Annotated in this window: 24 protein-coding genes and 1 riboswitch; of the genes, 13 read left to right on the top strand and 11 right to left on the bottom strand. The window is 38.7% G+C overall.

The window, feature by feature from the left end:
* Nucleotides 1–196: 196 nt before the first annotated feature.
* The 4 genes from MHB40_RS06820 to MHB40_RS06805 are packed head-to-tail and all read left to right on the top strand — an operon-like array spanning nucleotide 197 to nucleotide 4,122.
* The gene (locus MHB40_RS06820) at nucleotides 197–1,258 is read left to right on the top strand and encodes an iron-siderophore ABC transporter substrate-binding protein (RefSeq protein WP_342442837.1); all 1,062 of its coding nucleotides are present in this window, start codon (nucleotides 197–199) and stop codon (nucleotides 1,256–1,258) included.
* 1 nt (nucleotide 1,259) lies between these two features.
* Nucleotides 1,260–2,294, top strand: coding sequence for an iron ABC transporter permease (locus MHB40_RS06815; RefSeq protein ID WP_342534163.1), 1,035 nt, complete (start codon nucleotides 1,260–1,262; stop codon nucleotides 2,292–2,294).
* Nucleotides 2,291–3,322: an iron chelate uptake ABC transporter family permease subunit gene (locus MHB40_RS06810; RefSeq protein ID WP_205442198.1), complete on the top strand. Its 1,032-nt coding sequence runs from the start codon at nucleotides 2,291–2,293 to the stop codon at nucleotides 3,320–3,322. The genes MHB40_RS06815 and MHB40_RS06810 overlap by 4 nt, the downstream gene beginning before the upstream one ends.
* Complete coding sequence (locus MHB40_RS06805) at nucleotides 3,322–4,122, top strand: ABC transporter ATP-binding protein (RefSeq protein WP_205442196.1); 801 nt, start codon at nucleotides 3,322–3,324, stop codon at nucleotides 4,120–4,122. Before MHB40_RS06810 ends, MHB40_RS06805 begins: the two co-directional genes overlap by 1 nt.
* 494 nt (nucleotides 4,123–4,616) lie before the next feature.
* Here MHB40_RS06805 and MHB40_RS06800 read toward each other — a convergent pair whose 3' ends face one another.
* From MHB40_RS06800 to MHB40_RS06790, 3 genes are all read right to left on the bottom strand, one after another.
* The gene (locus MHB40_RS06800) at nucleotides 4,617–5,132 is read right to left on the bottom strand and encodes a DUF6886 family protein (RefSeq protein ID WP_342534162.1); all 516 of its coding nucleotides are present in this window, start codon (nucleotides 5,130–5,132) and stop codon (nucleotides 4,617–4,619) included.
* 14 nt (nucleotides 5,133–5,146) lie between these two features.
* A complete protein-coding gene (locus tag MHB40_RS06795; RefSeq protein ID WP_342534161.1) occupies nucleotides 5,147–5,887 on the bottom strand; it encodes a class I SAM-dependent methyltransferase in 741 nt (246 codons plus the stop codon).
* 185 nt (nucleotides 5,888–6,072) lie between these two features.
* On the bottom strand, nucleotides 6,073–7,257 hold the full coding sequence (locus MHB40_RS06790; RefSeq protein WP_342534160.1) for a YbfB/YjiJ family MFS transporter: 1,185 nt from the start codon (nucleotides 7,255–7,257) through the stop codon (nucleotides 6,073–6,075).
* Nucleotides 7,258–7,373: 116 nt separating this feature from the next.
* Between MHB40_RS06790 and MHB40_RS06785 the strand changes: the two genes are divergently transcribed.
* From MHB40_RS06785 to solA, 4 genes are all read left to right on the top strand, one after another.
* Complete coding sequence (locus MHB40_RS06785; RefSeq protein ID WP_342534159.1) at nucleotides 7,374–8,264, top strand: LysR family transcriptional regulator; 891 nt, start codon at nucleotides 7,374–7,376, stop codon at nucleotides 8,262–8,264.
* A gap of 194 nt (nucleotides 8,265–8,458) precedes the next feature.
* A complete protein-coding gene (gene guaD / locus MHB40_RS06780) occupies nucleotides 8,459–9,826 on the top strand; it encodes a guanine deaminase (protein WP_342534158.1) in 1,368 nt (455 codons plus the stop codon).
* Nucleotides 9,827–9,877: 51 nt separating this feature from the next.
* Nucleotides 9,878–11,227, top strand: a complete 1,350-nt coding sequence (locus MHB40_RS06775) for a solute carrier family 23 protein (protein WP_205442189.1) — start codon at nucleotides 9,878–9,880, stop codon at nucleotides 11,225–11,227.
* Between the two features lie 128 nt (nucleotides 11,228–11,355).
* On the top strand, nucleotides 11,356–12,471 hold the full coding sequence (solA, locus tag MHB40_RS06770) for an N-methyl-L-tryptophan oxidase (RefSeq protein WP_342534157.1): 1,116 nt from the start codon (nucleotides 11,356–11,358) through the stop codon (nucleotides 12,469–12,471).
* A gap of 43 nt (nucleotides 12,472–12,514) precedes the next feature.
* On the opposite strand, the gene MHB40_RS06765 is transcribed toward solA, so the two are convergent.
* The 4 genes from MHB40_RS06765 to MHB40_RS06750 are packed head-to-tail and all read right to left on the bottom strand — an operon-like array spanning nucleotide 12,515 to nucleotide 16,036.
* On the bottom strand, nucleotides 12,515–13,078 hold the full coding sequence (locus MHB40_RS06765) for an HAD family acid phosphatase (protein WP_342534156.1): 564 nt from the start codon (nucleotides 13,076–13,078) through the stop codon (nucleotides 12,515–12,517).
* A gap of 16 nt (nucleotides 13,079–13,094) precedes the next feature.
* A complete protein-coding gene (locus tag MHB40_RS06760; protein WP_342534155.1) occupies nucleotides 13,095–14,180 on the bottom strand; it encodes an FAD-dependent oxidoreductase in 1,086 nt (361 codons plus the stop codon).
* Nucleotides 14,177–15,289, bottom strand: a complete 1,113-nt coding sequence (gene ribD, locus MHB40_RS06755; protein ID WP_342534751.1) for a bifunctional diaminohydroxyphosphoribosylaminopyrimidine deaminase/5-amino-6-(5-phosphoribosylamino)uracil reductase RibD — start codon at nucleotides 15,287–15,289, stop codon at nucleotides 14,177–14,179. Before ribD ends, MHB40_RS06760 begins: the two co-directional genes overlap by 4 nt.
* 15 nt (nucleotides 15,290–15,304) lie before the next feature.
* Nucleotides 15,305–16,036, bottom strand: coding sequence for a GTP cyclohydrolase II (locus MHB40_RS06750; RefSeq protein ID WP_342534154.1), 732 nt, complete (start codon nucleotides 16,034–16,036; stop codon nucleotides 15,305–15,307).
* 269 nt (nucleotides 16,037–16,305) lie between these two features.
* Here MHB40_RS06750 and MHB40_RS06745 point away from each other — a divergent pair, with 269 nt between their 5' ends.
* The 4 genes from MHB40_RS06745 (at nucleotide 16,306) to MHB40_RS06730 (ending at nucleotide 20,114) form a co-directional block, all read left to right on the top strand.
* Nucleotides 16,306–16,941 carry a TrkA C-terminal domain-containing protein gene (locus MHB40_RS06745; protein ID WP_205442183.1) on the top strand — a complete coding sequence of 212 codons (636 nt, stop codon included), beginning with the start codon at nucleotides 16,306–16,308 and terminating at the stop codon, nucleotides 16,939–16,941.
* A gap of 158 nt (nucleotides 16,942–17,099) precedes the next feature.
* Nucleotides 17,100–18,299 (top strand): glycine betaine/L-proline ABC transporter ATP-binding protein, encoded by a 1,200-nt coding sequence (locus MHB40_RS06740; protein ID WP_205442182.1) that lies wholly within the window; start codon nucleotides 17,100–17,102, stop codon nucleotides 18,297–18,299.
* Nucleotides 18,292–19,146: a proline/glycine betaine ABC transporter permease gene (locus tag MHB40_RS06735; RefSeq protein ID WP_016991840.1), complete on the top strand. Its 855-nt coding sequence runs from the start codon at nucleotides 18,292–18,294 to the stop codon at nucleotides 19,144–19,146. The genes MHB40_RS06740 and MHB40_RS06735 overlap by 8 nt, the downstream gene beginning before the upstream one ends.
* 83 nt (nucleotides 19,147–19,229) lie before the next feature.
* Entirely contained in the window at nucleotides 19,230–20,114 is an 885-nt protein-coding gene (locus tag MHB40_RS06730; RefSeq protein WP_342534153.1) for a glycine betaine ABC transporter substrate-binding protein, read from the top strand.
* Between the two features lie 464 nt (nucleotides 20,115–20,578).
* On the opposite strand, the gene MHB40_RS06725 is transcribed toward MHB40_RS06730, so the two are convergent.
* The 3 genes from MHB40_RS06725 to MHB40_RS06715 all read right to left on the bottom strand — a co-directional run bounded on the left by MHB40_RS06725 (nucleotide 20,579) and on the right by MHB40_RS06715 (nucleotide 22,637).
* Nucleotides 20,579–20,893: a multidrug efflux SMR transporter gene (locus tag MHB40_RS06725; protein ID WP_205442180.1), complete on the bottom strand. Its 315-nt coding sequence runs from the start codon at nucleotides 20,891–20,893 to the stop codon at nucleotides 20,579–20,581.
* Nucleotides 20,893–21,234 (bottom strand): multidrug efflux SMR transporter, encoded by a 342-nt coding sequence (locus tag MHB40_RS06720; RefSeq protein ID WP_342442823.1) that lies wholly within the window; start codon nucleotides 21,232–21,234, stop codon nucleotides 20,893–20,895. The genes MHB40_RS06725 and MHB40_RS06720 overlap by 1 nt, the downstream gene beginning before the upstream one ends.
* A 126-nt stretch (nucleotides 21,235–21,360) precedes the next feature.
* A riboswitch (guanidine-I (ykkC/yxkD leader) is annotated at nucleotides 21,361–21,457 on the bottom strand.
* 31 nt (nucleotides 21,458–21,488) lie between these two features.
* On the bottom strand, nucleotides 21,489–22,637 hold the full coding sequence (locus MHB40_RS06715; RefSeq protein WP_342534152.1) for a PstS family phosphate ABC transporter substrate-binding protein: 1,149 nt from the start codon (nucleotides 22,635–22,637) through the stop codon (nucleotides 21,489–21,491).
* A 239-nt stretch (nucleotides 22,638–22,876) separates the two neighbouring features.
* Between MHB40_RS06715 and MHB40_RS06710 the strand changes: the two genes are divergently transcribed.
* A complete protein-coding gene (locus MHB40_RS06710) occupies nucleotides 22,877–23,350 on the top strand; it encodes a YbaK/EbsC family protein (protein WP_342534151.1) in 474 nt (157 codons plus the stop codon).
* Nucleotides 23,351–23,882: 532 nt separating this feature from the next.
* On the opposite strand, the gene MHB40_RS06705 is transcribed toward MHB40_RS06710, so the two are convergent.
* Nucleotides 23,883–25,136, bottom strand: coding sequence for a glutathionylspermidine synthase family protein (locus MHB40_RS06705; RefSeq protein ID WP_342534150.1), 1,254 nt, complete (start codon nucleotides 25,134–25,136; stop codon nucleotides 23,883–23,885).
* Nucleotides 25,137–25,150 lie beyond the last annotated feature (14 nt).

Raw genomic sequence — 25,150 nt, 5'->3', positions numbered from 1 at the left:
GATAACCATGACCTGAGGAGCATTTTCGCTTTTTTCTAGCTCTGTCTTCATATTTAATATTGAATTACGATCATAAAGCTAAAAAACGGCAATTTTTTTTAAAATTTTGTTGACTTTTATTGAAATTAGTAATATTTTTGTCTAAGTGATAAAGATTATCATTATCGTTTTTTTAAAATAAAGTGAGGTTGGGAAAATGTCAAAAATGAAAAATTCTATGTTCGTCGTAATGCTTTTATCATTTATGGTTTTAGCTTTAGCAGCATGCTCTGATTCATCTAATAAAGACACTGCTAAAAAAGAAGAACAAACAAAAGATAATACATCAGAAACTACTGATGGACAGCAATATCCAATTACAATTAAACATGCTTTTGGTGAAACGGTTATTGAAAAAAAGCCAGAGCGTGTAGCAACAATTGCTTGGTCTAACCATGACGTAGCACTAGCACTTGGTGTAGTTCCAGTAGGTTTCTCTGCTGCTAACTATGGTGTACAAGATGGTAGTGGTATGCTTCCTTGGACTGCTGAAAAATTAAAAGAGCTTGGTGAAGAAAATCCGAATATCTATCAAGATACAGACGGTCTAGACTTCGAAGCCATTGCAGACTCTAACCCGGATGTCATTCTTGCTGCATACTCAGGTATTACGCAAGAAGAGTACGATACTTTAAGCCAAATCGCACCTGTTGTTGCGTATAAAGAAATTCCTTGGGTAACTTCTTGGCGTGACCAAGTTACATTAAACACGCAAGGTATGGGTATGGAAGCTGAAGGTCAACAATTAATCAAAGACACTGAAAAATTAATCCAAGATAAAGTAAGTGAACATCCTGAAATTAAAGGTAAAAAAGCTGCATTCGCTATGTTCACTGCAACGGACTTATCAAAATTCTATATTTATACACCTGCAGACCCACGTGGTGAATTCTTAAACGAATTAGGTATGGAATATCCTGAAAGCCTTAACAAGCAAATTACTGATGATAGCAGCTTCTATCTTGAATTAAGCGCTGAAAATGCTGATGCTTTATCTGATGTAGAAATCTTTATTGCTTATGGAGATGATACAACTTTACCAGCCTTACAAGCTGATCCAATTTTAGGGAAAGTACCTGCTATTCAAAATGGGCATGTTGTTGTTATTGGTGATAACACGCCACTTGCAGCTGCTGGTACCCCTAGCCCACTATCAATTGCCTATACAATTGATGAGTATTTATCATTAATCTCAGACGTAGCAAAAAATATTAAGTAATATGAATAAGATACAAGCTACCGAACAGAAGCAGTTATTTATCCCTAAACATTTTGGAAAAGTTTTGCTCTTTCTCATCATTTTTCTTGCGATATGCGTAATTGCTTCGTTACTATTCGGTTCTCGTACAATTGGCTGGACTGGACTGATGGATGGCTTGTTCCATCCTGATGTCGAGTCACATGAAGCCGTTGTTATTCGAAAACGAATCGTTCGAACAATTTTTAGTTTACTGTGTGGTGCGGCATTAGGTGTTTCTGGGGCACTCATGCAAGCAGTAACACGTAATCCAATTGCAGATCCAAGTATTTTAGGGGTAAACACAGGGGCATCCCTTTTTGTCGTTTGTGGTATTGCTTTTTTAAACATTAGTTCAGCAAATCAATATATCTGGTTAGCAATAGCGGGGGCAATTATCACTGCTATTTTTGTATTTGGAATAGGTTCTATGGGTGCAAGTGGCGCTACACCTTTAAAGCTTGTACTTGCAGGGGCTGCTACTAGCGCTATTTTATCTTCATTGGTTGTCGCGGTGATGATTCCGCGTACAAATGTAATGGATCAATTTCGATTTTGGCAAGTTGGTAGTGTAGGTGCCGGGAGCTGGGATGCTTTACAGCTATTTATTCCATTTTTAGTTGTTGGTATCTTGATTGCCCTCTTCACTGCCCCAGCACTAAATGCTTTAGCACTTGGGGATGAAGTGGCAACTGGTTTAGGTGTTCGTACTGGTACACTACGGATGTCTGCAGCACTTGGTGGTGTCCTTTTATGTGGGGCTGCTACAGCTTTAGCAGGACCGATTGGCTTTATCGGTTTATTAGCAACCCATGTTGTCCGCCTTCTTATTGGACCTGATATACGTTTTATCCTGCCTATGTCTGCCTTAACAGGAGCTATTATTTTAACGTTTTCAGATGTATGTGGTCGACTTCTCGGCAGTCCTGGTGAGTTAGAGGTGGGTATTTTAACAGCCTTTATAGGTGCCCCTATCTTGATTTTAATTACGATGAAAGCGAAAATGCGTGCGTTATGATGAATGAAACATTGATATCCATAATGGAAGGTAGAAAACAAAGAAAAAGACGTTTTGTCATAATAACTTCTGTACTAACTCTTATTTCCATCATACTTTGTGGCACAATGCTAATGCTTGGTAACACGATTTATCCTGTCGAGGATGTTGTCCGTGTTCTCTTAGGCCAACAAGTACAAGGTGCTTCTTTCGCAGTAGGTACAATTCGATTACCACGCATGCTAGCTGGTACATTTGCTGGCTTTGCATTCGGTGTTGGTGGTTATATTTTCCAAACCATGTTGCGCAATCCTTTAGCAAATCCAAATGTTATCGGTATTACAGCTGGTTCAAGTGCTGCTGCTGTATTTTGTATTATTGTCCTACAAGCAAGTAATATTGTTGTATCTATTGCTTCAGTTATTGGTGGTTTAGCTACTGTACTAATTATTTATGCTTTATCAAGAGGTTCTTCTTTTTCAATTGGCAGATTAATTTTAATCGGGATTGGCATTCAAGCCATGCTCAATGCATTCATCTCTTATTTAATGTTGATTGGCAACACACATGATATTCCAAGCGCCATGAGATGGTTAAGTGGGAGTTTGAATGGTGCAAAAATGGAGACGCTATTTCCATTAATAATCATTGTCATTGTTTTTACACCTGTACTTTTATTTTACGGGAAACATTTAGAAATGCTTGAGCTTGGTGAACAAACATCCACCTCTCTAGGTGTAGACACAAACAAAACACGAATCATTTTAATGATTAGTTCTGTATTAATCATTGCACTTGCTACAGCAACTACAGGACCGATTGCCTTTGTTGCATTCCTTGCTGGACCAATTGCCAAAAAGTTAGTTGGTGTCGGGTTTTCAAATATATTTCCAGCTGGTCTAATTGGTGTTATTTTAGTATTGGCTGCTGATTTAATTGGGCAATTCGCATTTACAGCTAGATATCCAGTAGGTGTTATTACAGGAATCATTGGTGCACCTTACTTAATTTACTTGTTAATTCGAATCAATCGAAAGGGAGATATATGATGAAACCAACACATACGCTTCAAGCTGAGCATATAACATCTGGTTACGAGCAGAAAACGATTTTAGAAAATGTCAGCATTGCTATTCCAAGTAACAAAATTAGCATTATTATTGGTGCGAATGGTTGCGGGAAATCTACTTTATTAAAAACAATGGCACGTCTCATTAAGCCAACTGGTGGTCACGTCATGCTAGATGGCAAATCAATTCATCAAATGCCACCAAAGCAATTAGCTCGTGTGTTAGGGCTTTTACCTCAATCCCCTATCGTTCCTGAGGGAATTACAGTTGCTGATTTAGTCGGACGAGGTCGATTTCCTCACCAAACATTGTTTAAAGGATGGTCCAAACAAGATTATGAGGCAGTTGCAGAAGCACTTGAAATGATGAACATTACAGAATTTGCTGACCGCAATATTGATGAACTATCAGGTGGTCAGCGTCAACGTGTATGGATTGCTATGGCATTAGCACAACAAACTGATATTTTATTTTTAGATGAGCCGACAACTTTTTTAGATATTACATATCAAGTTGAAATTTTAGATTTACTAACAGATTTAAATAAAAAATATGGTACAACCATTGTCATGGTATTGCATGATATTAACCTTTCTGCCCGTTATGCAGACTACTTATTTGCATTAAAAAATGGTCATTTACTTGCAGAAGGTTCACCAAAAACTATTGTGACAAGCGAGTTAATTAAAGAAACATTCGATTTAGATAGCATGGTCATTGAAGACCCTGTTTCAAAAACACCTTTAATCGTTCCTGTTGGTCGTTATCATGCAGTCTAGCTAAAAAGGGAATGTTGTTCATGTCACTAGCAGAAAAAGACCTTTTGGCAAAGCAAGGGGTTGATTTACGTTCCGCCAGCGTCCCTTCCAGAATGCGTCCGATGAGCCGCTTCACTCACTAGTGTTCGCTGTATGCTCTCATCTGTGATGCTAAATCCTCTAGGAGTGACGGTGGCTCCACTCCAATCAACCATGTGCAAAAGCGTCTTTTCCTTTTTTCATACTAGCAGTAGTGAACACCACTATGAACGATGCACATAATCCCTTTAGAAAGATCTAATTTTGTCTTACTGGAAGACGAGATTGAAAATTTGTTTGAATATAATCTTCACTTACATAGCCTTATCGATCTCCCTTTCAACAAAGAGATGATGGTGGGGTTTAACAGTATTACATGATGAATATCACCTTGCTTATCGCAGTTAGCTGTATATCTTTTTCTAATAGACAAACAAGCCTCGTCCATGCAACAGTAGCATGACGAGGCTTGTTCTTTATCCTCTAGCCTGTGCAAAACGCATTCTGCACATCGACCAATTTAAGCTTGTATGCTGGATTTCATCATGGATTTCCCACAAGCTATTTACTATACGTAATTCAACATTCCGATCCCATAATGCTTTAGCTATATCGTTGACTTCAGAGACATTAATGGGTATTTGTGTTAATTCACTTGTATGATAGCCTGCATTATCATCCTGTAATGTGAAGCCATTACTATCAAACTCATATAGGTAAAGTCTCGTATTCTTCAATATTTCAAACCATTTGTTTTCAATGACCACTACATGAGAGGCTTGCGCTAGATAATGCCTTCTATCCTGTTCTGTTGTTTGTATCCCTGCATGAAAACAAACACGAGGACAATCTCTCGGTGTTAAATAATTTGGCAAGCATCTTTCGTTGATTGCCCAAACAAGCCCTTTGGTGGCATCTAAATCTGGTCGTTCAGGTAAACGAGGATGAAAAATCGTTATTGTAGAATCTTCACTGACATGAAATAAACGCATGGATTCACTCTCCTTCATTTTCTTAGTTTAAATACTAGAAAATCTGCACAATGCAAATCTTCCTCAAATTGCGGATATTTCTCTAGCATGTCTTGTGATGGCTTTGGCTCTACAATATTTTCAATGGTAAAGCCAGTTTGAATAATGGCTTGCACATAGCTTGTTAATGTTCGATGGTATAAAACTATGGGTGGTTCAGCATCTAGTTGTTGATAGGCACCCTCATAAAAATAACGCTGGACTTTCCAATACTGTTGATCTAGCTGCTCATGTCTCATCCATCCACTATTTGGTGTCACAAAACACGGATGCAGAATCGAAAAGATAAAAATGCTATTCGGTTTTAATAGTCGATACATCTCACGTATCGCAGCCTGATAATCCTCTAAATCTTGGAAAACCATATTCGAAACAATACCATCAAATTGTTCATTTGCTAAGAATGATAAATTTTCACAGTTCCCGTGTAAAAATTGAATAGCTTCCTGCTGTTGTGTTCTTTCCAAAGCAATCTCCAGCATTTTTCGAGAAAAATCAACAGCCGTCACGCTTGCCCCTTTCTTCGCTAGTAATCTACTTAAATAGCCTTCTCCACATCCTGCATCTAATACATGCTTTCCGTCTACCTCTTCCAGCAAAGAAAAGATAGTGGGATTTAACAGTACTACACGATGAATGTCACCCTGCTCATCGTAGTTAGCTGTATACCTTTCCGCATATTGATTCCAGCGTTGAATAGCTTGTTCTGTGTTCATATATAGTCCTCATTTCAAAGTAGAATCGTAACGTTACGTCCTTTGTGCACTTGTCTATTTTTCCATATAAAGAAAAAAATATATAGACTTTTATTATATTTTTTAATATCATGTAGATAGAGGCACGGCTTCTTTAAGTAAATGATAAAGCCAGAAATCCTATTTGGATTTCTGGCTTTTATGCGTTATATAGAAATTGTATGTTCTGCAACAGCTTCTTTTTTTAAAGTGAGCCATCTACCAATTACCATAACGAGCAATGCAAGAAACACAATGACACCAGCAAATACAAGTGCTGCTTTATAGCTACTATAAACTTCAACCAGCTTTCCTGCGACGATCGGTCCGATAATTTGTCCAAAAGCATAAAAGGTTGTTAATAAGGATACAACGAATCCGCTTTGTGTCGGGAAAAGCTGTCGTGCATAGGAAGTAGTTAGCGTGACAATCCCTACAAAGGTTAGTCCGAATAAAAATGACGCTAACAACACACTCCATACGGTTTGTGCAAAAACAGGTAACAGGATGCCTACCACTTGAAGTATGTATGCCACAAATAAAATTTTTATAGCTGAAAACTTCTCTAATAAGATTGTCCAAACAGGAGCTGATGGAATAGCCGCTAACCCCACAATGACCCAGCTATAGGAGGAGTAAGCTTGAAGAGAAGGGATATTATGAATAATATCGACTAAAAAAGTCCCTGTAATAATATAGCCTAACCCCTCTAAGCCATAGGATAAAATCAGCCATGGCATAAAACCCTTTGTCATTTTTGTATCAAGCGTTTTTGTAACTTTTGTGATATCCTGCACCGCTAAACTTCTCCATAAATAATAGGTAATAAATAAAAAAATCGCTGATAAAATCCCTAATCCTAACCATGTACCCTGCCAAGCAAATCTTATTTCTAAAGCAGGTACACATAAACCTGAAATAGCAATTCCCAAGCCTATACCACTAAATACATAGCCAGACCAGCGTGATAATGAATGTTTCGCCAAGTAATCCATAATAATACTAGACGTTAAAACAAAAATAATACCCCCTGTAATGCCTGCAATTAAACGCAGAACTAGCCAGACACTATATACTTCTATCAAGCCCATTAATACAACGGATAGGACATTGATAACAACACTTGCCAATAAAACATTCTTACGTTGACGATAAATGAATCCTGCCCATAATGCACCAATGAAATAACCAATATAATTGCTTGAAGCTAAAAATCCAGCCACTTCTAATGAAAAACCTACATCACGACGCATAAAGGGTAGAATCGGTGTGAATGCAAATCGACTAATCCCCATTGCAACAACCAATAATAAAATTCCTCCAAAGACAATCCCTATGTGTTGTCGATTCATGATGATCCCCCTCTCATATATTCTACTGTAATTAAAAGGATACAGAGCGCAAATTAATAAATCTAATATATAATGTATATAAAATCATAAAAAAAATTTATGAAAGGTGTAACGACATGAATTTACATGCTCTGCGGTTATTTACAAAGGTGGCTGAACTCAATAGTGTTTCCAAAGCAGCACAGACGCTTATGATTAGTCAGCCTGCAGTAACCATCCAAATTCGAAATTTAGAAAAAGAGCTGGGTTTGACTCTGCTAGAAGCCAAAGGGAGAGGCATTTCGCTAACTCAAAATGGTGCTTTTTTATACAAACAGGCACAGCGCTTATTTGATTTAGAAACTGATATTGAAAGTAAAATTGAACAACTTAAAAATACGGGCAATGAAGAATTGCAAATTGCCTCAACACATGTTCCCTCCCATTTTTTATTGCCCAAATGGTTAGCTCATTTTAAACAAGTTTTTCCAGCGACACATATTCATTTAAAAACCGCTAATTCTCAGCAAGTTATTGAGGATTTACTTCATTATAAAGCTGATTTGGCCTTTATCGTCAAAGAAGATGGGCATCATGCTGATATTAATTATCAATTTCTCATGAATTTAGATTATTGGTTTATTGTACCGTACAACCATCGTCTAGCTGGTCAAACGATTTCCCTTGCAGAACTTATGCAGCAGCCCTTTGTCACAAGGGAGGATGGGAGTTCCACAAAAGAATATTTAAATGCTTTATGTAAAGTGCATAAAATCCCTCCACCGAAAGTAGGGCTACAACTAGATGGAATTAATGAATCGATTCATGCCATTGCAGCAGGTTTTGGTACGATGCTAGCTCCATCCATAGCAGCTTCTAGCTTTATTCAACAGCAACAAGTTGCCCGCGTTTTTATTAAAGACATTGATATTCAACGCCCTATCTACCTTTGTACAAGAAAAAATGAATTGCATCACTCCGCATCCTTTAATAATTTTCTTCACATCATCAATGATTCGATCATGTAGAAAGAAGGCACTCTCAGTTAGGTGCCTTCTTTTGTTATCTATCAACGCTTGTCAAAGCTGTAAAAATGTAGTTGCAAAGGTGGATTTTTTTCTTTAGCCACAGCACCAATATTCGTTTTTTTATAGACTTAATAGTTTGTATAGCCTATAATAATCCGTGTTATTATCAATAAACGAACATTAAGGTGGTTTTTATGACTGAATATACGCATATTTTCAAAGGGACAGCTTTTACTAGTAAATCTGCTACTGACGTTCACATTTTAAAAGATTATTTATTTTTCATTAATGCTGACGGCATGATTGTTAAAACAGTCGCTCCTGAACACGCGGATTACCAACAACTATTCACTACATATCAAGATCAAAATAACTTCCATGCATTAGCTGAAGGGCAATATTTCCTACCAGGATTTGTCGATTTGCATGTACATGCACCTCAATGGGCACAATCTGGGACAGCTTTAGACATTCCTCTATACGATTGGTTAAACACATATACTTTCCCTATCGAATCAAAATTTTCCGATTTAGCATTTGCTCAAGAGGTTTATGAGGATTTAGTAAGCACACTACTTGCCAATGGTACAACTACATCATTATATTTTGCGACGGTTCATAAGGAGGCCAGCGTACTTTTAGCGAAAATCTGTGCTGAAAAGGGACAGCGAGGATTAGTCGGAAAAGTAGTCATGGATGATCCTGAGCAAAATCCTGATTTTTATCGAGATGAGAACACAAAAACTGCATTAGCGGATACGGAGGAATTTATTTTAGCTGTAAAAGATTTAGCCAAAACAGCTAAACAGGGTGTTTATCCTGTTGTCACGCCTCGCTTTATTCCAAGCTGTACTGATGGTGCCTTAAAGGGCTTAGGTGAATTGGCTGCGAAATACGATACACATATTCAATCTCACTGTAGTGAAAGTGACTGGGAACACGGCTACGTCAAAGAACGATTCCAGAAAAATGATGCAGTTGCCTTGCATGACTTTGGTTTGTTAGGTGATAAATCTGTCATGGCTCATTGTAATTTCTTAAGTGATGAGGATGCCCGATTATTTGCTGAAACTGGCACTGCCATTGGTCATTGTCCAATCTCTAATGCCTATTTTGCTAACAGTGTGATTCCAATCGCCCGCTTCCATGCTATGGGGGTTGATATTGGATTAGGCTCAGATGTTTCAGGTGGATTTTCTCCAAGTCTTTTTGATAATGCAAGACAGGCTGTTATGTCATCGAGAATGTTAGAGGATGGTGTAGATACAACCATTACCGCCGAAAACCGTGGTGTGCCAAATTCACGCATTACGATTAATGAGGCCTTCTATCTCGCGACAGCTGGTGGTGGAGAAAGCTTAAGTCTTCCAATTGGACGTTTACAGGAAAACTATACATGGGATGTACAAATTATCGATACAAAATTCCCTACTGCTAAGCTTCCGATTTTTGATCAAAATGAAGATTTACTCGATATCTTCCAAAAAATCATGTATCTTGTACGCCCAGAAAATATCCGTGAGGTATGGGTGCAAGGTAGTAAAGTTCATACGAGAGACTAATCACTCTCTTATTTTCCAATAAAAATCTATCATTTTGAGGTGTACAACTTCGTGGAAACACAACATAGAAAACTAACTAATCAAACAAGACAAACACAATTAACCGTATTACCAGATGAGAAAATCTCGTTCGGTCAATCCGCTCTACTCGGTTTACAGCATGTAATGGCTATGGATGTTTACGTCGTACCATTTTTAATTGCCATGCTAATCGGTTTACAAACTGGTCAGGCAAGCGCACTCATTCAATCAACCTTTATTGCAGCTGGGATTGCGACGATTGTGCAAACACATTTTTGTATGAAATTACCGATGGCACAAGGTCCATCCTATGTTCCACTTGGTGCCATTATTGGGATCTATGCAGCAAGTGGTAGTGGTGATTTAGGTTGGAGTACTGTGCTCGGTGCTAGTTTAATAGGTGCCATTTTAGTTATTATTTTAGGCTATACAGGCATCTTCAATAAAATTGTCCAAACATTTATTCCACCAATTGTGGGTGGAACGATTATCTTTGTGGTTGGACTGTCCTTAATGCCTGTCGGTTTAAGTGATAATATTTTTAATGGAGCAGGAGCATCCATTAATCAAAACATCTATTTAGCGCTGATTTCAGCATTTGTGTTAATTATTTGTGTTATGTTAGGCACAGTCTTCCATCAAAAAGGACGTCTATTCCGAATTGCTTCTGTCATCATTGCCTTAATTGCTGGTAGTATCGCAGCCAATATCATGGGTGTTTTAGATTTATCTCCTGTATCGCAAGCAAAATGGTTTAGTATGCCACAAATTCCATTTGCAGATTTTAGCTTTAGTTTTAATATTTCTGCCATTATCACAATGGTCATTATTTATATTGTCTTAATGGCAGAAACAACAGGAACATGGTTTGCCATTAGCAATGTTATCGACCAACCATTAACAAATAAGCAAATTAATCGTGGTGTTATTGGCGAAGGAATTGGCTGCTTTATTGCTTCTTTACTTGGTTCCACTCCTGTTACTGGTTACTCTACAAATGCAGGTGTTATCTCAATTACAGGGATTGCGAGCCGTCGAGTATTTATAGCAGCAGGTATTTGGTTTATCGTCTTCGGCTTCTCTGGAAAATTAGCGGCACTCATTTCAGCGATTCCTTCGGCTGTTATTGGCGGTGTATTTGTGATCGTCTGCGGTATAATTGCCATTAGTGGTTTGCAGGTCATGAAAAATGAACATATTGGCGAAAAGGAAATGTATGTCATTGCGATTCCTGTTATTTTAACGTTAGCTTTGACATTATTGCCTGATGATTTCCTATATTCATTACCTACAACCGTTCAATATTTATTTGGGTCGCCTATCGCAACGGCAGCGCTAGTAGCGATTTTCCTTAATAAAATTCTACCAAACTCAAAATAGCAGGTATCTACAACGCACAGCACCTCTAGTCCATTTGGATTTGCAGGTGTTGTGCCTATTTATTTTCTAAAATTTCTGTTTCCTTTTCTGTTAATCTGTTATACTAGAGTAAAAAAGTAGGGATTAGAATGGACTATGATGTCATAATAGTTGGTGCTGGCTCCATGGGGATGGCGGCTGGTTATTATTTAGCAAAGGAAGGTAAAAAAGTTCTTATGCTAGATGCCTTTACTCCCCCGCATGAAGAAGGTAGTCATCATGGAGATACAAGAATCATTCGTTTTGCTTATGGTGAAGGGGCTAGCTATGTACCTTTTGTAAAAAGAGCTGGTGAGCTTTGGCATGAGCTAGTGTCATTAGTAAATGAAAGCTTATTTTTACAAACCGGTGTGGTCAATATTGGCGAACCAACATGTGCCTTTATTCGAAATGTGAAGGCTAGTGCTGCACTCTATGATTTAGCACTCGAACACTATTCAGCTGCTGAGGCGATGAACAAATGGCCAGGGCTATTCTTGCCAGCAAATTTAGTTGCTTGCTTTGAGCCGACTGCAGGCGTCCTTCGTGTTGAAGCATGTATTCGAGCATATAAAAAATTAGCCTTAGAGGCTGGTGCAAGCTTACAGACAAATGAAAAAGTATTGGCTATCCAAGCTGGTGATATTGTACAGGTTCAAACAGTACATAATAGCTATAAAGCAAAGCACTTAATAGTAACGGCGGGTGCATGGGCAACAGAGTTACTACAAACAGTAGACGTGAGCATACCCGTCACACCAACGCGCAAAACCTTTGCATGGTTTGAGGCGGATGAGCAGCTATATCGTGATGAAGTTTTCCCAGCCTATTGCTTTGAACTTGCAGATTCGACCTACTACGGTTTTCCAAGCATTGATGGAGCTGGGTTAAAGCTTGGACGACACGATGGCGGTGATGTGGTCAATCCGAACGACCCTCTACGTCCATTTGATGCGTCTGATACAGTTGATTTACAAAATTTCATTGATCAGTTTATGCCTCAGCATGGAACGCTTAAATACGGAAAAACATGTAAGTATTCGATGACACCAGATGAAGATTTCATTATCGATTTTTTACCTGAACATCAGAATATTGTCATTGCTGCAGGCTTTTCTGGTCATGGCTTTAAATTTAGTAGTGCTGTTGGGGAAGCCCTTGCGGAATTAGTTATAGAAGGCAAAAGTAAACAAGATTTATCTACCTTTAAGCTTAGTCGTTTTTAGCAAAAAAAGGATTGGTACAACGGTTAGTCGTTGCACCAATCCTTTAATTTTGAAACATGGTTTGAAACGCTTGCCAATCAAATAAACGCGGAAGATTCACATGCTGGTTATAGGATTGATTTTTTAAGATCACCTTAGTTTTCACATCATGAAGCGTTTCAAGTACTGCTGGTTTATCATCTACATAAATATCTAAAGCAAGCTCTTTTATAATGGCTACTTTTTCTGCATCTTGCATGCCACAGAAAAAATGACCGTCTGTTATTGGAAAGCCCTGTGCTTCCATCCACGCTTTTGTTTGCGCACAGTATTGTTTTGGGCGAGATGTAATATAGTAAATGTCATATCCTTGCTCTGCTAAAGTTTGGAGCGTTTTTAATGCCCCTTCAAAAGATGGGCAGTCCGTAAAATAGATCTCTTCTAATACGCTATTCCACATGGCTGAACCTTCCTCGTCTGTTAATCCAAATGGTTCATGAATTTCCACTCGCTGTATCGCTTGAAAGGTTTCAAAGGAAACATTTTTACCAAGCTTTTTATTATAGAGTGAAAAGGCATGTGCTCGTAAATCAATTAATGTGTCATCTATATCAAAGCCAAACTTCATCTAGTTGTTCGTCCTTTCAAGAAGCCTTGTTTATAAAGTTAGAAGCAAATGTCTGCTCTTTTTCAATTTGTTTTGCTAATACTTCCTCAATGGCTTGCTCACGCATTTGTTGAAAATCTTCTACGTTAAAATGTGCTAGCGTGTCTTTATTTAGCAATGATGCAAGACAATCTGCATCTTTCAGTGCACTATTCAGCCCAAAAGCGCCAGTTGGTGTCATTGTGTGAACGGCATCCCCTAACAAGACAAGGCCCTTTGTTCCCCAACTATTACAATGGCTACTAAAGACATCAAGCAAAACAAAATCTTGCCAAGACGTTATCTGCGCCTGTACGGACTCCGCTAATTCTGGAAATGCCTCCACAAGCTGCTGGATAAAGGGTGTAAATGCTTGTTTTCGGAGCTGAGGGAAACTACCTTGTTCGATATTCCAGCCTATTTGAATATAACCACCAACTTGCGTAAACAATGACAGCTGCTTATCATCGATGAGTGCCATTTTTATAGATGGCTCCCAATCAGTGGGTGCAGGAATTTTAGCCCACAATAAATCAAAGCCATGCTTTTGTTTCTGAACATCAATATGTGCTTCCTTACGAATGGTAGAATAACGACCATCAGCACCAATAATTAATTGGCTATCGATCTTTATAGGGTCTCCGTTTTTTGTCGCCAAAACGCCTCTATAATGACCTGAAGCATCCACAATCAGCTTTGTTACCTTTGTATGTAGCAAGCATGTAAAGTTAGGGAACGGTTGTGCTTTTTGTAAAATTCCTTTTAATAAATTGGCCTGAGGTACATGAATGCCTAAATGTCCTATTGCTTTATCTGGAAGAATCGTTTTAAATGCTCTGCCACCAGCATAATACTCAAGCTTTTCCATTCGTAAGATGCCAAGTGCCTCGACTGCTTCAAAAAGATGGTGACTTTTTAAAACAGCCTCACCTTCCTCATTTAAATGCTCGCCACGAAATGCCTGACCAAGTGCTGCATTTTGCTCTAGTAGGATTACTGACAGCCCTTTTTTAGCAAGTAGGTAGGCTAACAGTGCACCTGCTGGACCTGCTCCTACTATACAGATATCTGCTTGATAGTTCACTTTTCTTCACCTTGCTTTGGATAAGCAATAATACGCAAATCCTCGCCTATTTTATCAAATGAAGTAAATTCAACATCCCATGCCTCATGCATGAGAGAGGGATTATAGCCAGCAAACGGTGTTAACGATAGATTCCCTCCAAGAACTTTAGGCGCTATATATACCACATATTTATCGATTGCACCTTGCTGTAAAAAGGAAGCGTTCATTTTACTTCCGCCTTCTAGCAAAATATCCGTTATGCCGTGTTCATAAAGTTTTTCAAGCATCTCATCAATCTGAAGGCCATATTCATTTTTTCGAACAGGGAACACTGTAACACCTTTTTCTGTAAATAAATGAATCTTTTCTTGGCTTACGTCGTCACTACAAACCAGAATCGTTGGTGCATCCTCCGTATTTAACACATTTGCATGGTCAGGTGTACGTAGAGAACTATCGATAATAATACGTGTTGGATTTTTTCCGTATCCTTCTTTTAATCTTGTTGTTAAAGAGGGATTGTCAGCAATCACTGTACCCACGCCAACTAAAATTCCATCTACTTCATGGCGAAGATGGTGAACATCTTCACGTGCTGCCTCACCTGTTACCCATTTTGAATGCCCTGTATGCGTGGCAATTTTCCCATCTAAAGTCATGGCAAATTTCGAAATAACAAATGGGCGTTTTGTAAGCATATTGTGAATAAAACGTTCATTTAAACGGCGCGCTTGTTGCTCTAAAACACCTACTTCTACCACTATTCCCGCTTCTTGCAGCAATTGAATACCACGACCTGCTACAGTTGGGTTTGGATCTTGCATAGCAACTACCACTCGACTGACACCAGATTCCTTCACTAAATTCGCACAAGGTGGTGTCTTACCATAATGTGAACAAGGCTCTAGCGTTACATATAATGTAGCACCCTGTGCATGCTCTCCAGCCATTCGAAAAGCATGCACTTCAGCATGTGGTTCTCCTGCTTTTCTGTGTAAACCTGTGCCTACAATCACGCCGTTCTTCACGATTACAGCCCCAACAAGTGGATTAGGGTTCGTATTTCCTTTTGCACTAGCTGCTAAATCTAGTGCCAGTTGCATATATTTTTCATCTACATTCATCATCATCGCAACCTCCACCTATTGCTTTTCGCGTAAATGTCCAGATTTTTCAACTTTCGTTTCTAAATAAAAACGATTCGTCTCTGTCAAACCGCCCCATAAAGGAACATGCCCTTCCGCAGCCATGCCGCGAGCCTGTAATGCAGCCAATTTCTTCGGATTATTTGTAATCAGGGTTACTGGTTTGGTACGTAACGTAGCTAACACCGCAAGTGCTTCTTCATAAGAACGTGTATCGTCTGGGAAGCCAAGTGCATGGTTTGCTTCAACTGTATCTAACCCTTCCTCTTGCAATAAATAGGCAAGAGATTTAGAGAATAGTCCAATACCACGACCTTCATGATCAGCTAAATAAAATATGGCACCACAGCCATGCTCTACAATCATTTTCATGGACTCATGCAACTGGTAACCACAATCACAGCGCTGACTGCCAAAAATGTCACCTGTGTGACAAATACTATGCATTCGGATTAAAGCATCTTCTGAGTGGGCAAAATCACCATATACAAGCACAGAAGATTGTTGCAAAAAGGCTAAATTGGCAGCGGCTAATCCATCAATGATTTCTTCTTTTGTTAAATTTGCATCGATTTTAAGCCAGTTATACCATTGAAAAGTTGCAGAAAAATCACCTTGTTTTACAGGCAAATTCACTGGACCAACTAGGCAAATATTTTCTGTGTTCGTATGCTTTACTATTGTCATTTTATCTTTCACTAAGTCCATCACTTTAGTCGTAATTGTCATATTAATCTCCAACCTTCTATAGAAACAGTTGGCTAAATTCACCAACTGAGCACATGTATTTTCACATCACTTACATAACGTAACTTAGTTTATAATAATAACTAAAAAGTGTCAAACAACAGCTATTATTCTTTCATTATAATTGTTAGAGACGGAAATTTTATTATTACTTTTTCATCATATACTACTAGCTTATGGAGATGCTATTTTTTCTGTGCAGGCTAGTCTATAATAAGCTGTGGTACTGTAATGACGAAAGGAAGTTTAACATGAACTTAGAAAAAACTGTTCAACTAAAGCAACCAAAATATCAACAAATAGCCATCGACCTCGCCTCCAAGATTGTCGAAAGAAAATACAGCATTGGCGATAAAATATATGCAAGATCCTCTCTTGCCAGTCAATATAATGTTTCAGCTGAGACTGCAAGAAGAGCTATTGCCGTTTTGCAAGACTTAGAAATTGTTGAAGCCTCTAAAGGTAGCGGCGTAATTATAAAATCGTATGAAAAAGCGGCTCAATTCGTCAGACAGTTTCATGATGTCCAATCGATTCATGAAATACAAAATGAGCTTTTGACAAGTATTCAAAAGCAACATCAAGAATTGATTAATTTGCAAGACAAGGCAAAGCAACTAATTAGTCGCACAGAGCATTATCGATCAGTCAATCCTTTCATTCCCTATCAATTAGAAATGACAGCTGATAGTCCATGCATTCATCAAACTGTACAAGCTTTAAATTTTTGGCAAAATACTTCTAGTACCATCGTTGGTATTAGACGTGGCAATGAATTATTACTATCACCTGGTCCTTATGTCTCATTTGAAGAAGGTGACATTATTTATTTTGTTGGAAATGATGAAAGTTTCGCCAGAGTTCAAAGCTTTTTATACCCAAATTAAAATCCGTTTAAGCGCTGATATAACAGCGTTTAAGCGGGTTTTTTCTTATTTATCGATTTGACAAAAGTAACAACCCTTTGCTACAGTAAGGTTGTTACTTGTTTATTTTTGGGTATCGTTATCCTCACATAGTAATATTCTACGAAAGGAGTGCTTCTATGGAAAAAATTAAAATAGAACACGTATCGAAAGTGTTTGGCAAACATATTCCCCAAGCACTAGAACTCGTTAAGCAACAAAAAAGTAAGACTGATATCTTAAAAGAAACAGGTGCAACTGTTGGTGTATACGATGCAAGCTTTACTGTCAACGAAGGAGAAATCTTTGTGATTATGGGATTGTCGGGAAGTGGCAAATCCACGCTTATACGGCTCTTAAACCGCCTTATTGAACCAACGAGCGGAAATATATATATCGATGGAGAAAATATTTCTACTATGGGAAAAGAAAGTCTACGGTCTGTAAGAAGAAACAAAATGAGCATGGTTTTCCAAAACTTCGGTTTATTCCCCCATCGTACATTACTTCAAAACACCGAATATGGCCTTGAAATTCGAGGCATTTCAAAAGAAGAACGGCAAGCAAAAGCTGAACAAGCTTTAGAAAATGCCGGATTACTCGCATACAAAGATCAGTATCCAAGTCAATTATCAGGTGGTATGCAACAGCGTGTTGGCTTAGCACGAGCCCTCGCAAATGATCCTGAAATACTGCTAATGGATGAAGCATTTTCTGCACTTGATCCATTGATTCGTAAAGAAATGCAAGATGAGCTACTCGATCTACAACAAACATTGAAAAAGACGATTTTATTTATCACACATGATTTAAATGAAGCATTACGCATTGGGGATCGCATTGCCATTATGAAGGATGGCTCTATCATTCAGATTGGTACGGGAGAAGAAATATTAACCAACCCAGCAAATGATTATGTCAAAACATTCGTGGAAGATGTGGATCGTTCGAAAGTATTGACAGCTGAAAATGTCATGGTACGACCAGTTTATGTCAATACAGACCTAGATGGCCCTAAAGTGGCACTAAAACGCATGCGTCAAGAAGCTGTTAGTTTATTAATGGCTGTTGATAAAAATAGACATTTAAAAGGCTATATCACTGCAGACGATGCACTGGCTGCAGCTAAGAAACAAGAGCAAACCGTCCATTCTATTGTGCAATCAGAAGTGTTAACAGTTCCACCAGATATGTTACTACAGGATATTTTAGGGATGATCTATAATTCTCCTACTCCTATTGCCGTTGTGAAAGATGGTCGCTTGCTTGGTGTACTAATTAGGGGCGTTGTCATCCAAGCACTGTCAACGAGCGATGAGGAGGCCGAAGCACATGAATAACTTTTTAGATAATATTCCAACATTACCACTAGCTCCGTGGGTAGAATCAGCTATGGACTGGTTGACGAGTAATTTTTCAGCGTTCTTTAACTCTATTCAGCAATTCGGAAAACTACTCATGAATCAGGTCACTGATTTATTAATTAGTATCCCAGCCATTATTCTTATACTTCTTGTCGTGATATTTGCCTTCTTCGTTTCAGGCAAAAAGTTAGGGCTTGCTGCATTCTCATTAATAGGCTTGTTGTTTATCTATAACCAAGGATTATGGACTCATCTTATGGAAACAACCACGCTTGTGATCTTTTCCAGTATTATATCCATCATCATCGGTATTCCACTTGGTATCCTAATGTCAAAATCAACGGTAGCTGAAAACATTATTAAACCAATACTAGATTTCATGCAAACAATGCCTGGCTTTGTTTATTTAATTCCGGCTGTTGCCTTTTTTGGTATTGGTATTGTACCTGGTGTCTTTGCATCCGTTATCTTTGCTTTACCCCCAACTGTACGTATGACAAACCTCGGTATTCGTCAAGTACCAAAAGAATTAGTGGAAGCTGCAGACTCCTATGGTAGTACAGCTAGCCAAAAATTATTTAAAGTTGAAATTCCCCTTGCTAAATCAACCATTATGGCAGGGATTAACCAAACCGTTATGCTGTCACTTTCTATGGTAGTGATTGCCTCTATGATTGGGGCTCCAGGTCTAGGACGGGAAGTATTAACGGCCCTACAACGTACCCAAGTTGGGAATGGCTTCGTTGCAGGTTTAGGTTTAGTTATTTTCGCAATCATTATTGATCGCTTAACACAAAGCTTCAATAAAAAGAAAGCATTATAGAAACGTCATCTTTCTTGCTACCATCCATGCTCCGATGGATGGCGGCAGTCTGATACAAAACGATGAAGAGAAAGGGAGATTCGATGAAACTGAAAACACTATCAAAGTTAGGAATGGCACTAGGCCTAGGCTTCATGCTTGCTGCATGTAGTGGAGGCGACTCAGGCTCAAGTTCTGGTAAAAACAGTGATTCTAAGGAGGTAAACCTAGCCTATGTTGAGTGGGATACAGAAATTGCCTCAACGAATGTTGTTGGGCAGGTACTCGAAGATTTAGGCTATGATGTAACATTAACTCCTTTGGATAATGCGATCATGTGGGAGGCTGTCTCGAAAGGAGAAGCTGATGGAATGGTGGCTGCATGGCTACCACATACACATGCTTCACAATATGAAAAATATAAAGCTGATTTAGATGAGCTAGGTGAAAACCTTGCTGGTGCAAAAATTGGTTTAGTTGTACCAAGCTATATGGATGTTAATTCTATTAAAGATTTAACAAATGAAGCAGATCATACAATCACTGGTATTGAGCCAGGTGCGGGAATTACGGCTGCGACAGAAAAAGCATTAGAAGAATATGATAATTTAGCAGATTGGAACTTTATTACTTCTTCTTCTGGCGCGATGACAACGGCATTATCTAAAGCGCTGAAAGATAAGGAAGAAATTATTGTCACAGGCTGGTCACCACACTGGAAATTTGCGAAATATGATCTTAAATACTTAGAAGATCCAAAGGGTGTATTTGGTGGAGAAGAAACGATTAATACATTCGTTCGTAAAGGCTTAAAAGAAGATTTACCAGATGTATACTCAGTTCTAGATAATTTCCACTGGACAGCAGAAGATTTAGAAAGTGTTATGTTAGAAGTAATGGATGGTAAAGATCCAAAAGATGCTGCTAAAGAATGGATTGATGCTAATTCAGATAAAGTGGCTGAATGGACAAAAGATGTAAAAAAATAATATAAAAACAGGCACTTCCGCTTATGCAGGAGTGCCTGTTTGTTGTTGAAAAAAGATCATGTCACTAGCAGAAAAAGACCTTTTAGCAAGGTGAGGGGTTGATTTCCGTTCGCTCCAGGGTCTCCTCTGTGACGCTGGCTCCACTCCAATCAACCATTCTGCAAAAGTGTCTTTTCCTTATCTTTCATACTAGCCGTAGCGATCAAATAGCCCATGATTTGTATAATTAGATAGGCTCCTATTTTCAATGTGTAGTGACAACACCTCTCCATAAAGGGTAGTGAAAACCTTTGCTAAAAAGTTAACATTTTTATGGGTTGGAGTGGAAGGCTAATTGACTCTCGTGGGATGCTCGGCGCTCGCCCACAGGAAAGCAAGTAGCCTGCAACGGAAACCATTTTCACCATTCACAAAAATTCTATTGATTGTTTTGTTTTTCAACACTATGCAGAGTGCCTGTTTAATTATGATAGCAATTTCAACATTATTGCTGCTCCTAATACAAGGACAATACAAACCATGCGTCGCCAGTCCTTTGATTCATTAAAAAATAGCATACCTAGCAAGGCTCCCCCAGCAGCACCAATTCCTGTCCAGATCGCATAGGCAGTACCCATTGGCAATGTTTCCATCGCATAGGCAAGACCTGCAAAACTTAAGGTGAATGCACCAATCAACAGCCCTAAATTTTTCATACTCTTCGTCTTATTATATTTACTAATCATATATACGCCCATCATCTCACATAACCCTGCAACAACTAATGCCATCCATGCCATTATTCAGTCACCTCTTGTTCCTTAGGCTCTCCCGTTACAAGCTTTAAGCCCACAACCCCTGCAAGTAACACAACAATACATACTATTTTTGCTAATTTCCACGGTTCTCCAAACAGTAAGCTATCTGCACATACGGTACCCGCTGTACCTAATCCGACAAAGATAGCATAGACTGTCCCAACTGGTAAATGCTCTCCAGCTTTAATGAGCAAATAAAAACTAATAAAAATAGCAATAGCTGTCCCAATCCATTCCAGCACACTTGTTGCATGCTTTAAACCAATGACCCAGCCTACTTCAAAGCAAGCTGCTATTATGACACTGATCCACTGTTTATTCATCCTAAATCCCTCCATTTGATAAGACACGGCCGAATAACTGGTTAATCCAAATACTTTTTCAGCATTCGCCAAATAATTCGATTTTAGCCAAACAAAAAAAGCCTGAAGAAACTGTTTTTAAACAGTATCTCCCAGGCTTTTATCCTTCCGTGTCACAAAATCAATTTGTGGTTTTCTCTCGGACCAGACTAGCAATAGCTACGGAACCCTAGAAAACTTTTTATTCGATTATTACTCTTAGTATAGCAAACTATTTAATGATTTTCCACTGGTACATAGCCGACCTTTTCTACCATCGCTTGCCCTTCCTCAGAAAGTATCCAATCAATCAGTTTCTGAGCATTTTGATTTTCTGTACCAGCTGTGATGGCAAAAAATTCAGATACTAAAGGATATGTACCATTTTGAATATTCTCTTTTGTTGGTGCTACTCCGTCAATGGATAGTAATTTGATTTTTTTATTACCAACCATCTCTGTAGAATAATATCTAAACGTAAAGCCCATGGCATTCTTATAATTTCGATATTGTGACACTTCACGAATGATTCCACCCATTCCTGATGCAACATCTTCAGTCGGTGCCTCCATAATTGGCGTATTGCCCATCAATTTTTCTAGTGTCGTTTGGCTTCCACTATCTGCTGGGCGTTGGAAAGCACGAATGGCCTCATCCTCACCACCCACTTCACGCCAATTCGTTATTTCTCCAGCATATATTTTTTGGACCTGCTCAAGTGTTAAATTATCGATTTTATTTTTACGGTGCACAAAAAAGACAAATGCCTCTCGACCAATTGGCGTCATATCAAACGTAAGACCTTCCTTTTCAGCTTGCCATTCTTGTGAGGTGGACGGTGCTGCCGCAAAGATCAAATCAACATCTCCTGCAATTAAATTTTGATAGGCCTCTGGTGTACGGCTTACTTGAACTCTACTATTATATGGAGGATAGTCACCTTTGGGATAAGTAGCCTCCACAAAAGCCGCATACAAAGGATACATGGCTGTTGCACCATCTAACCGTGGCAAAGACTCTGTCAATTGTAAGGAAGCTTTTTCATTAGATTTTACCACTTCATTGCCAAGCGTAAATGGCTGATAAACGGTTACATCCATTTCCGCATCCACAGTGGGAATACTCAATTTATAATAATGTTGAATTGGTTTGATGGCAGCAATCAATAAGGCGATTCCCATCACACCAAATAGCAAGCCTCTTCGTTTTTTTGTGTTGGTCCATTTAAACATGCTACAAACAATCCAGACAAATAAACAAGCTGGTACAGTAAAGACTAAATTAATTAAATGCATGCCACCACTCAATGTGATAATGAGTGCGACCATTAATGTCACAACTGATAAACCAATTAGAATAGATACTATTTGTATAAACTTAAGCATACAAAAACCTCCTTAGTGTAATTTTACACTCCTTACACCAATGGTACTCGAAAGATAAAGCATTCACAACCATATATTCTGAAAATTATGGTAAAATTAATTTTGTCTTGATTTAACAAATGCTTTTTGTATGAATGTAGAAAACTCGCCTCTATAGAAAAGGGAGCTTCTCGAATAATCTCAAAAAATCTCGACAACCTATGCTAAGGCATAATTGATATGAGTAGGAGGATGTACATATGGCAATTGAAAAAGCACGTCACCATTTAGCACAATGGCATGTAGAACACAAAATACAAGAATTAGAAGAAAGCTCCGCAACAGTTGAATTAGCAGCCCAGGCGCTTGGCTGTGAGCCTGAACGCATTGCAAAATCTTTATCTTTCCTCGTGAATGATGGTGCGATCTTAATCGTTGCTGCAGGTGATGCTAAAATTGATAATGCAAAATACAAAGCCCTATTTGGTACGAAGGCAAAGATGTTATCCAAAGATAATGTGGAGACGATGATTGGCCATGATGTCGGAGGTGTGTGTCCTTTTGGTGTGAACGAAGGCGTAGCGATTTATTTAGATGAATCACTGAAGCGTTTTACTACAGTATTTCCAGCCTGTGGTAGTAGCAATTCAGCCATCGAGGTAACGATTTCAGAGCTCGAAACGTATGCACCTTATAAAGAATGGATTGATGTCTGTAAAGGTTGGAATGAATAAGGATTAAACGAAACGATTGGCGAAACTTTTAAAAGTCTCACCAATTCATGTTGTTGAATAAAGTTAATGTCACTAACAGAAAAAGACCTTTTGGCAAAGCGAGGGGTTGATTTCCATTCCGCCAGCGTCCTTTCCAGGGGGCGTCCGATGAGCCGCTTCACTCACTTCCGTTCGCTCCAGGGTCTCCTCTGTGACGCTGGCTCCACTCCAATCAACCATTCTGCAAATTCCTTTTCTTTCATACTAACCGTAGTGAAAAATGTGGAGAAGCGATGCGTGACAACACCTCTCCATATAGAGTAGTGAACACCTTCACTTTATTTGAAAACCGCTGCTAAAAAAACAAATTAATGGGTTGGAGTGGAAGGCTACTTGACCCCCGTGGGATAGCGAGACAGGCGAAACCTTAAACGGAGCGAAGGAAGCGGTTCGGCGCTCGCTCACAGGAAAGCAAGTAGCCTGCAAAGGAAATCCATTTTCACCTTTTACAAAAATGCTATGGATGGTGTTGTTTTTCAGCACTATAAATTTGTTATTCCTTGTAACCAACGGCTAACCAATGTGAATCCCATTCTGTAATTTGATTGCCTACCCGACAGCTTAAACCACATGCTTGATTATCCGCCACAAATGAACCAATTAGCCACTTCTTAGCGTGATATCCCTCTTCTAACTGTACTGTTATGCTAGGCATCTCCACATACTGTTGGTAAATAAACAAATTATCATCATAATGTGTGGATGTGGAAGCATTTACTCTCTGCCCACTTCCTGCGTAAATTTCTACAGTATTTCCCTCACGAGAATAAACAGGCTTCTTCACATAGGGTATATCCTCTCGTATAAATGGTTCTGCTGTAAGGTATGTAGGGAGCATATATTGCTGGATAGCTGCTCGTTCCTCGGAAGTAAAGAGTAATGGATCATTTCTCCGCTCCCATATTAACCATAATAAGATTTTCGATTGTAATACATAAGCAGCAGGTGGATTAATAATTGCCAGCTGTCTTTTTTTGATAAGCTCTAAAAGATGCAATCCAATGCGATCACCATCCGATGCCACATCATCTAGTAAAAACTCTACAGGGTGTGCGGGTCTAAATAAAATATCAATTTTCTCCATTGTGGGTGTATACAGACCTTGTGCTACCTCAGACGTGTCACTAGAAAAGATAATCAGTTCTTGAATGGGCACATACTCCATATCAAAAGGAATACAGTGTTTGATAAACTGTACTTGGCAATACTCCTCGTAGTCCTCCTTCGCTGTTTTCCCCGTGATAACAATCTTTGGTTTGTTGACATCTTGTAAATATTGGATGGCAGCAAAAAGAGCACCCGACAAGGTTTTTTGTAAGGCTGTTACATCATTGGGATTTTTATAGCCAAAATGCTGGCATAGTGCGTCATTCATCTCAAAGGTTTCTTGTACAAGAAAAGGTGTTTCTCCATTTAACTCTAAACATTTAATGTAGCCCTCCTCTGTACAAATAAAATCAAATCGTGCCAGAACTGATTGCTGCTGTAAATAATCTAGTTGAATATATGGTATCATTTCGGGTCGAATTCCTAGGGCTAACAGTTGATCGACCGATAAATGTTTAAATTGTTTCCCAACTTTTAAAAAAATGCGCCAAAGGATTTGTGTTGCATAGTGAAGTTGATCAATTTGCTGCTTTGGCAATTCTAAAACATCATATAACGCATACTCCAAATCCTCAAAGTCAGGAAAGAATTTAGGGAATTTCGAGTAGAATGCTTGTCGTTGCTGTGTATGATTCATCATCGTTTTTGCTTCCT

It is taken from the genome of Lysinibacillus sp. FSL K6-0057, assembly GCF_038630885.1.
In the GTDB taxonomy this organism is placed as follows: Bacteria; Bacillota; Bacilli; order Bacillales_A; family Planococcaceae; genus Lysinibacillus; species Lysinibacillus fusiformis_F.
Note: the sequence above shows the minus strand (reverse complement) of the source record. Positions and strands in the feature narration are given on the sequence as shown.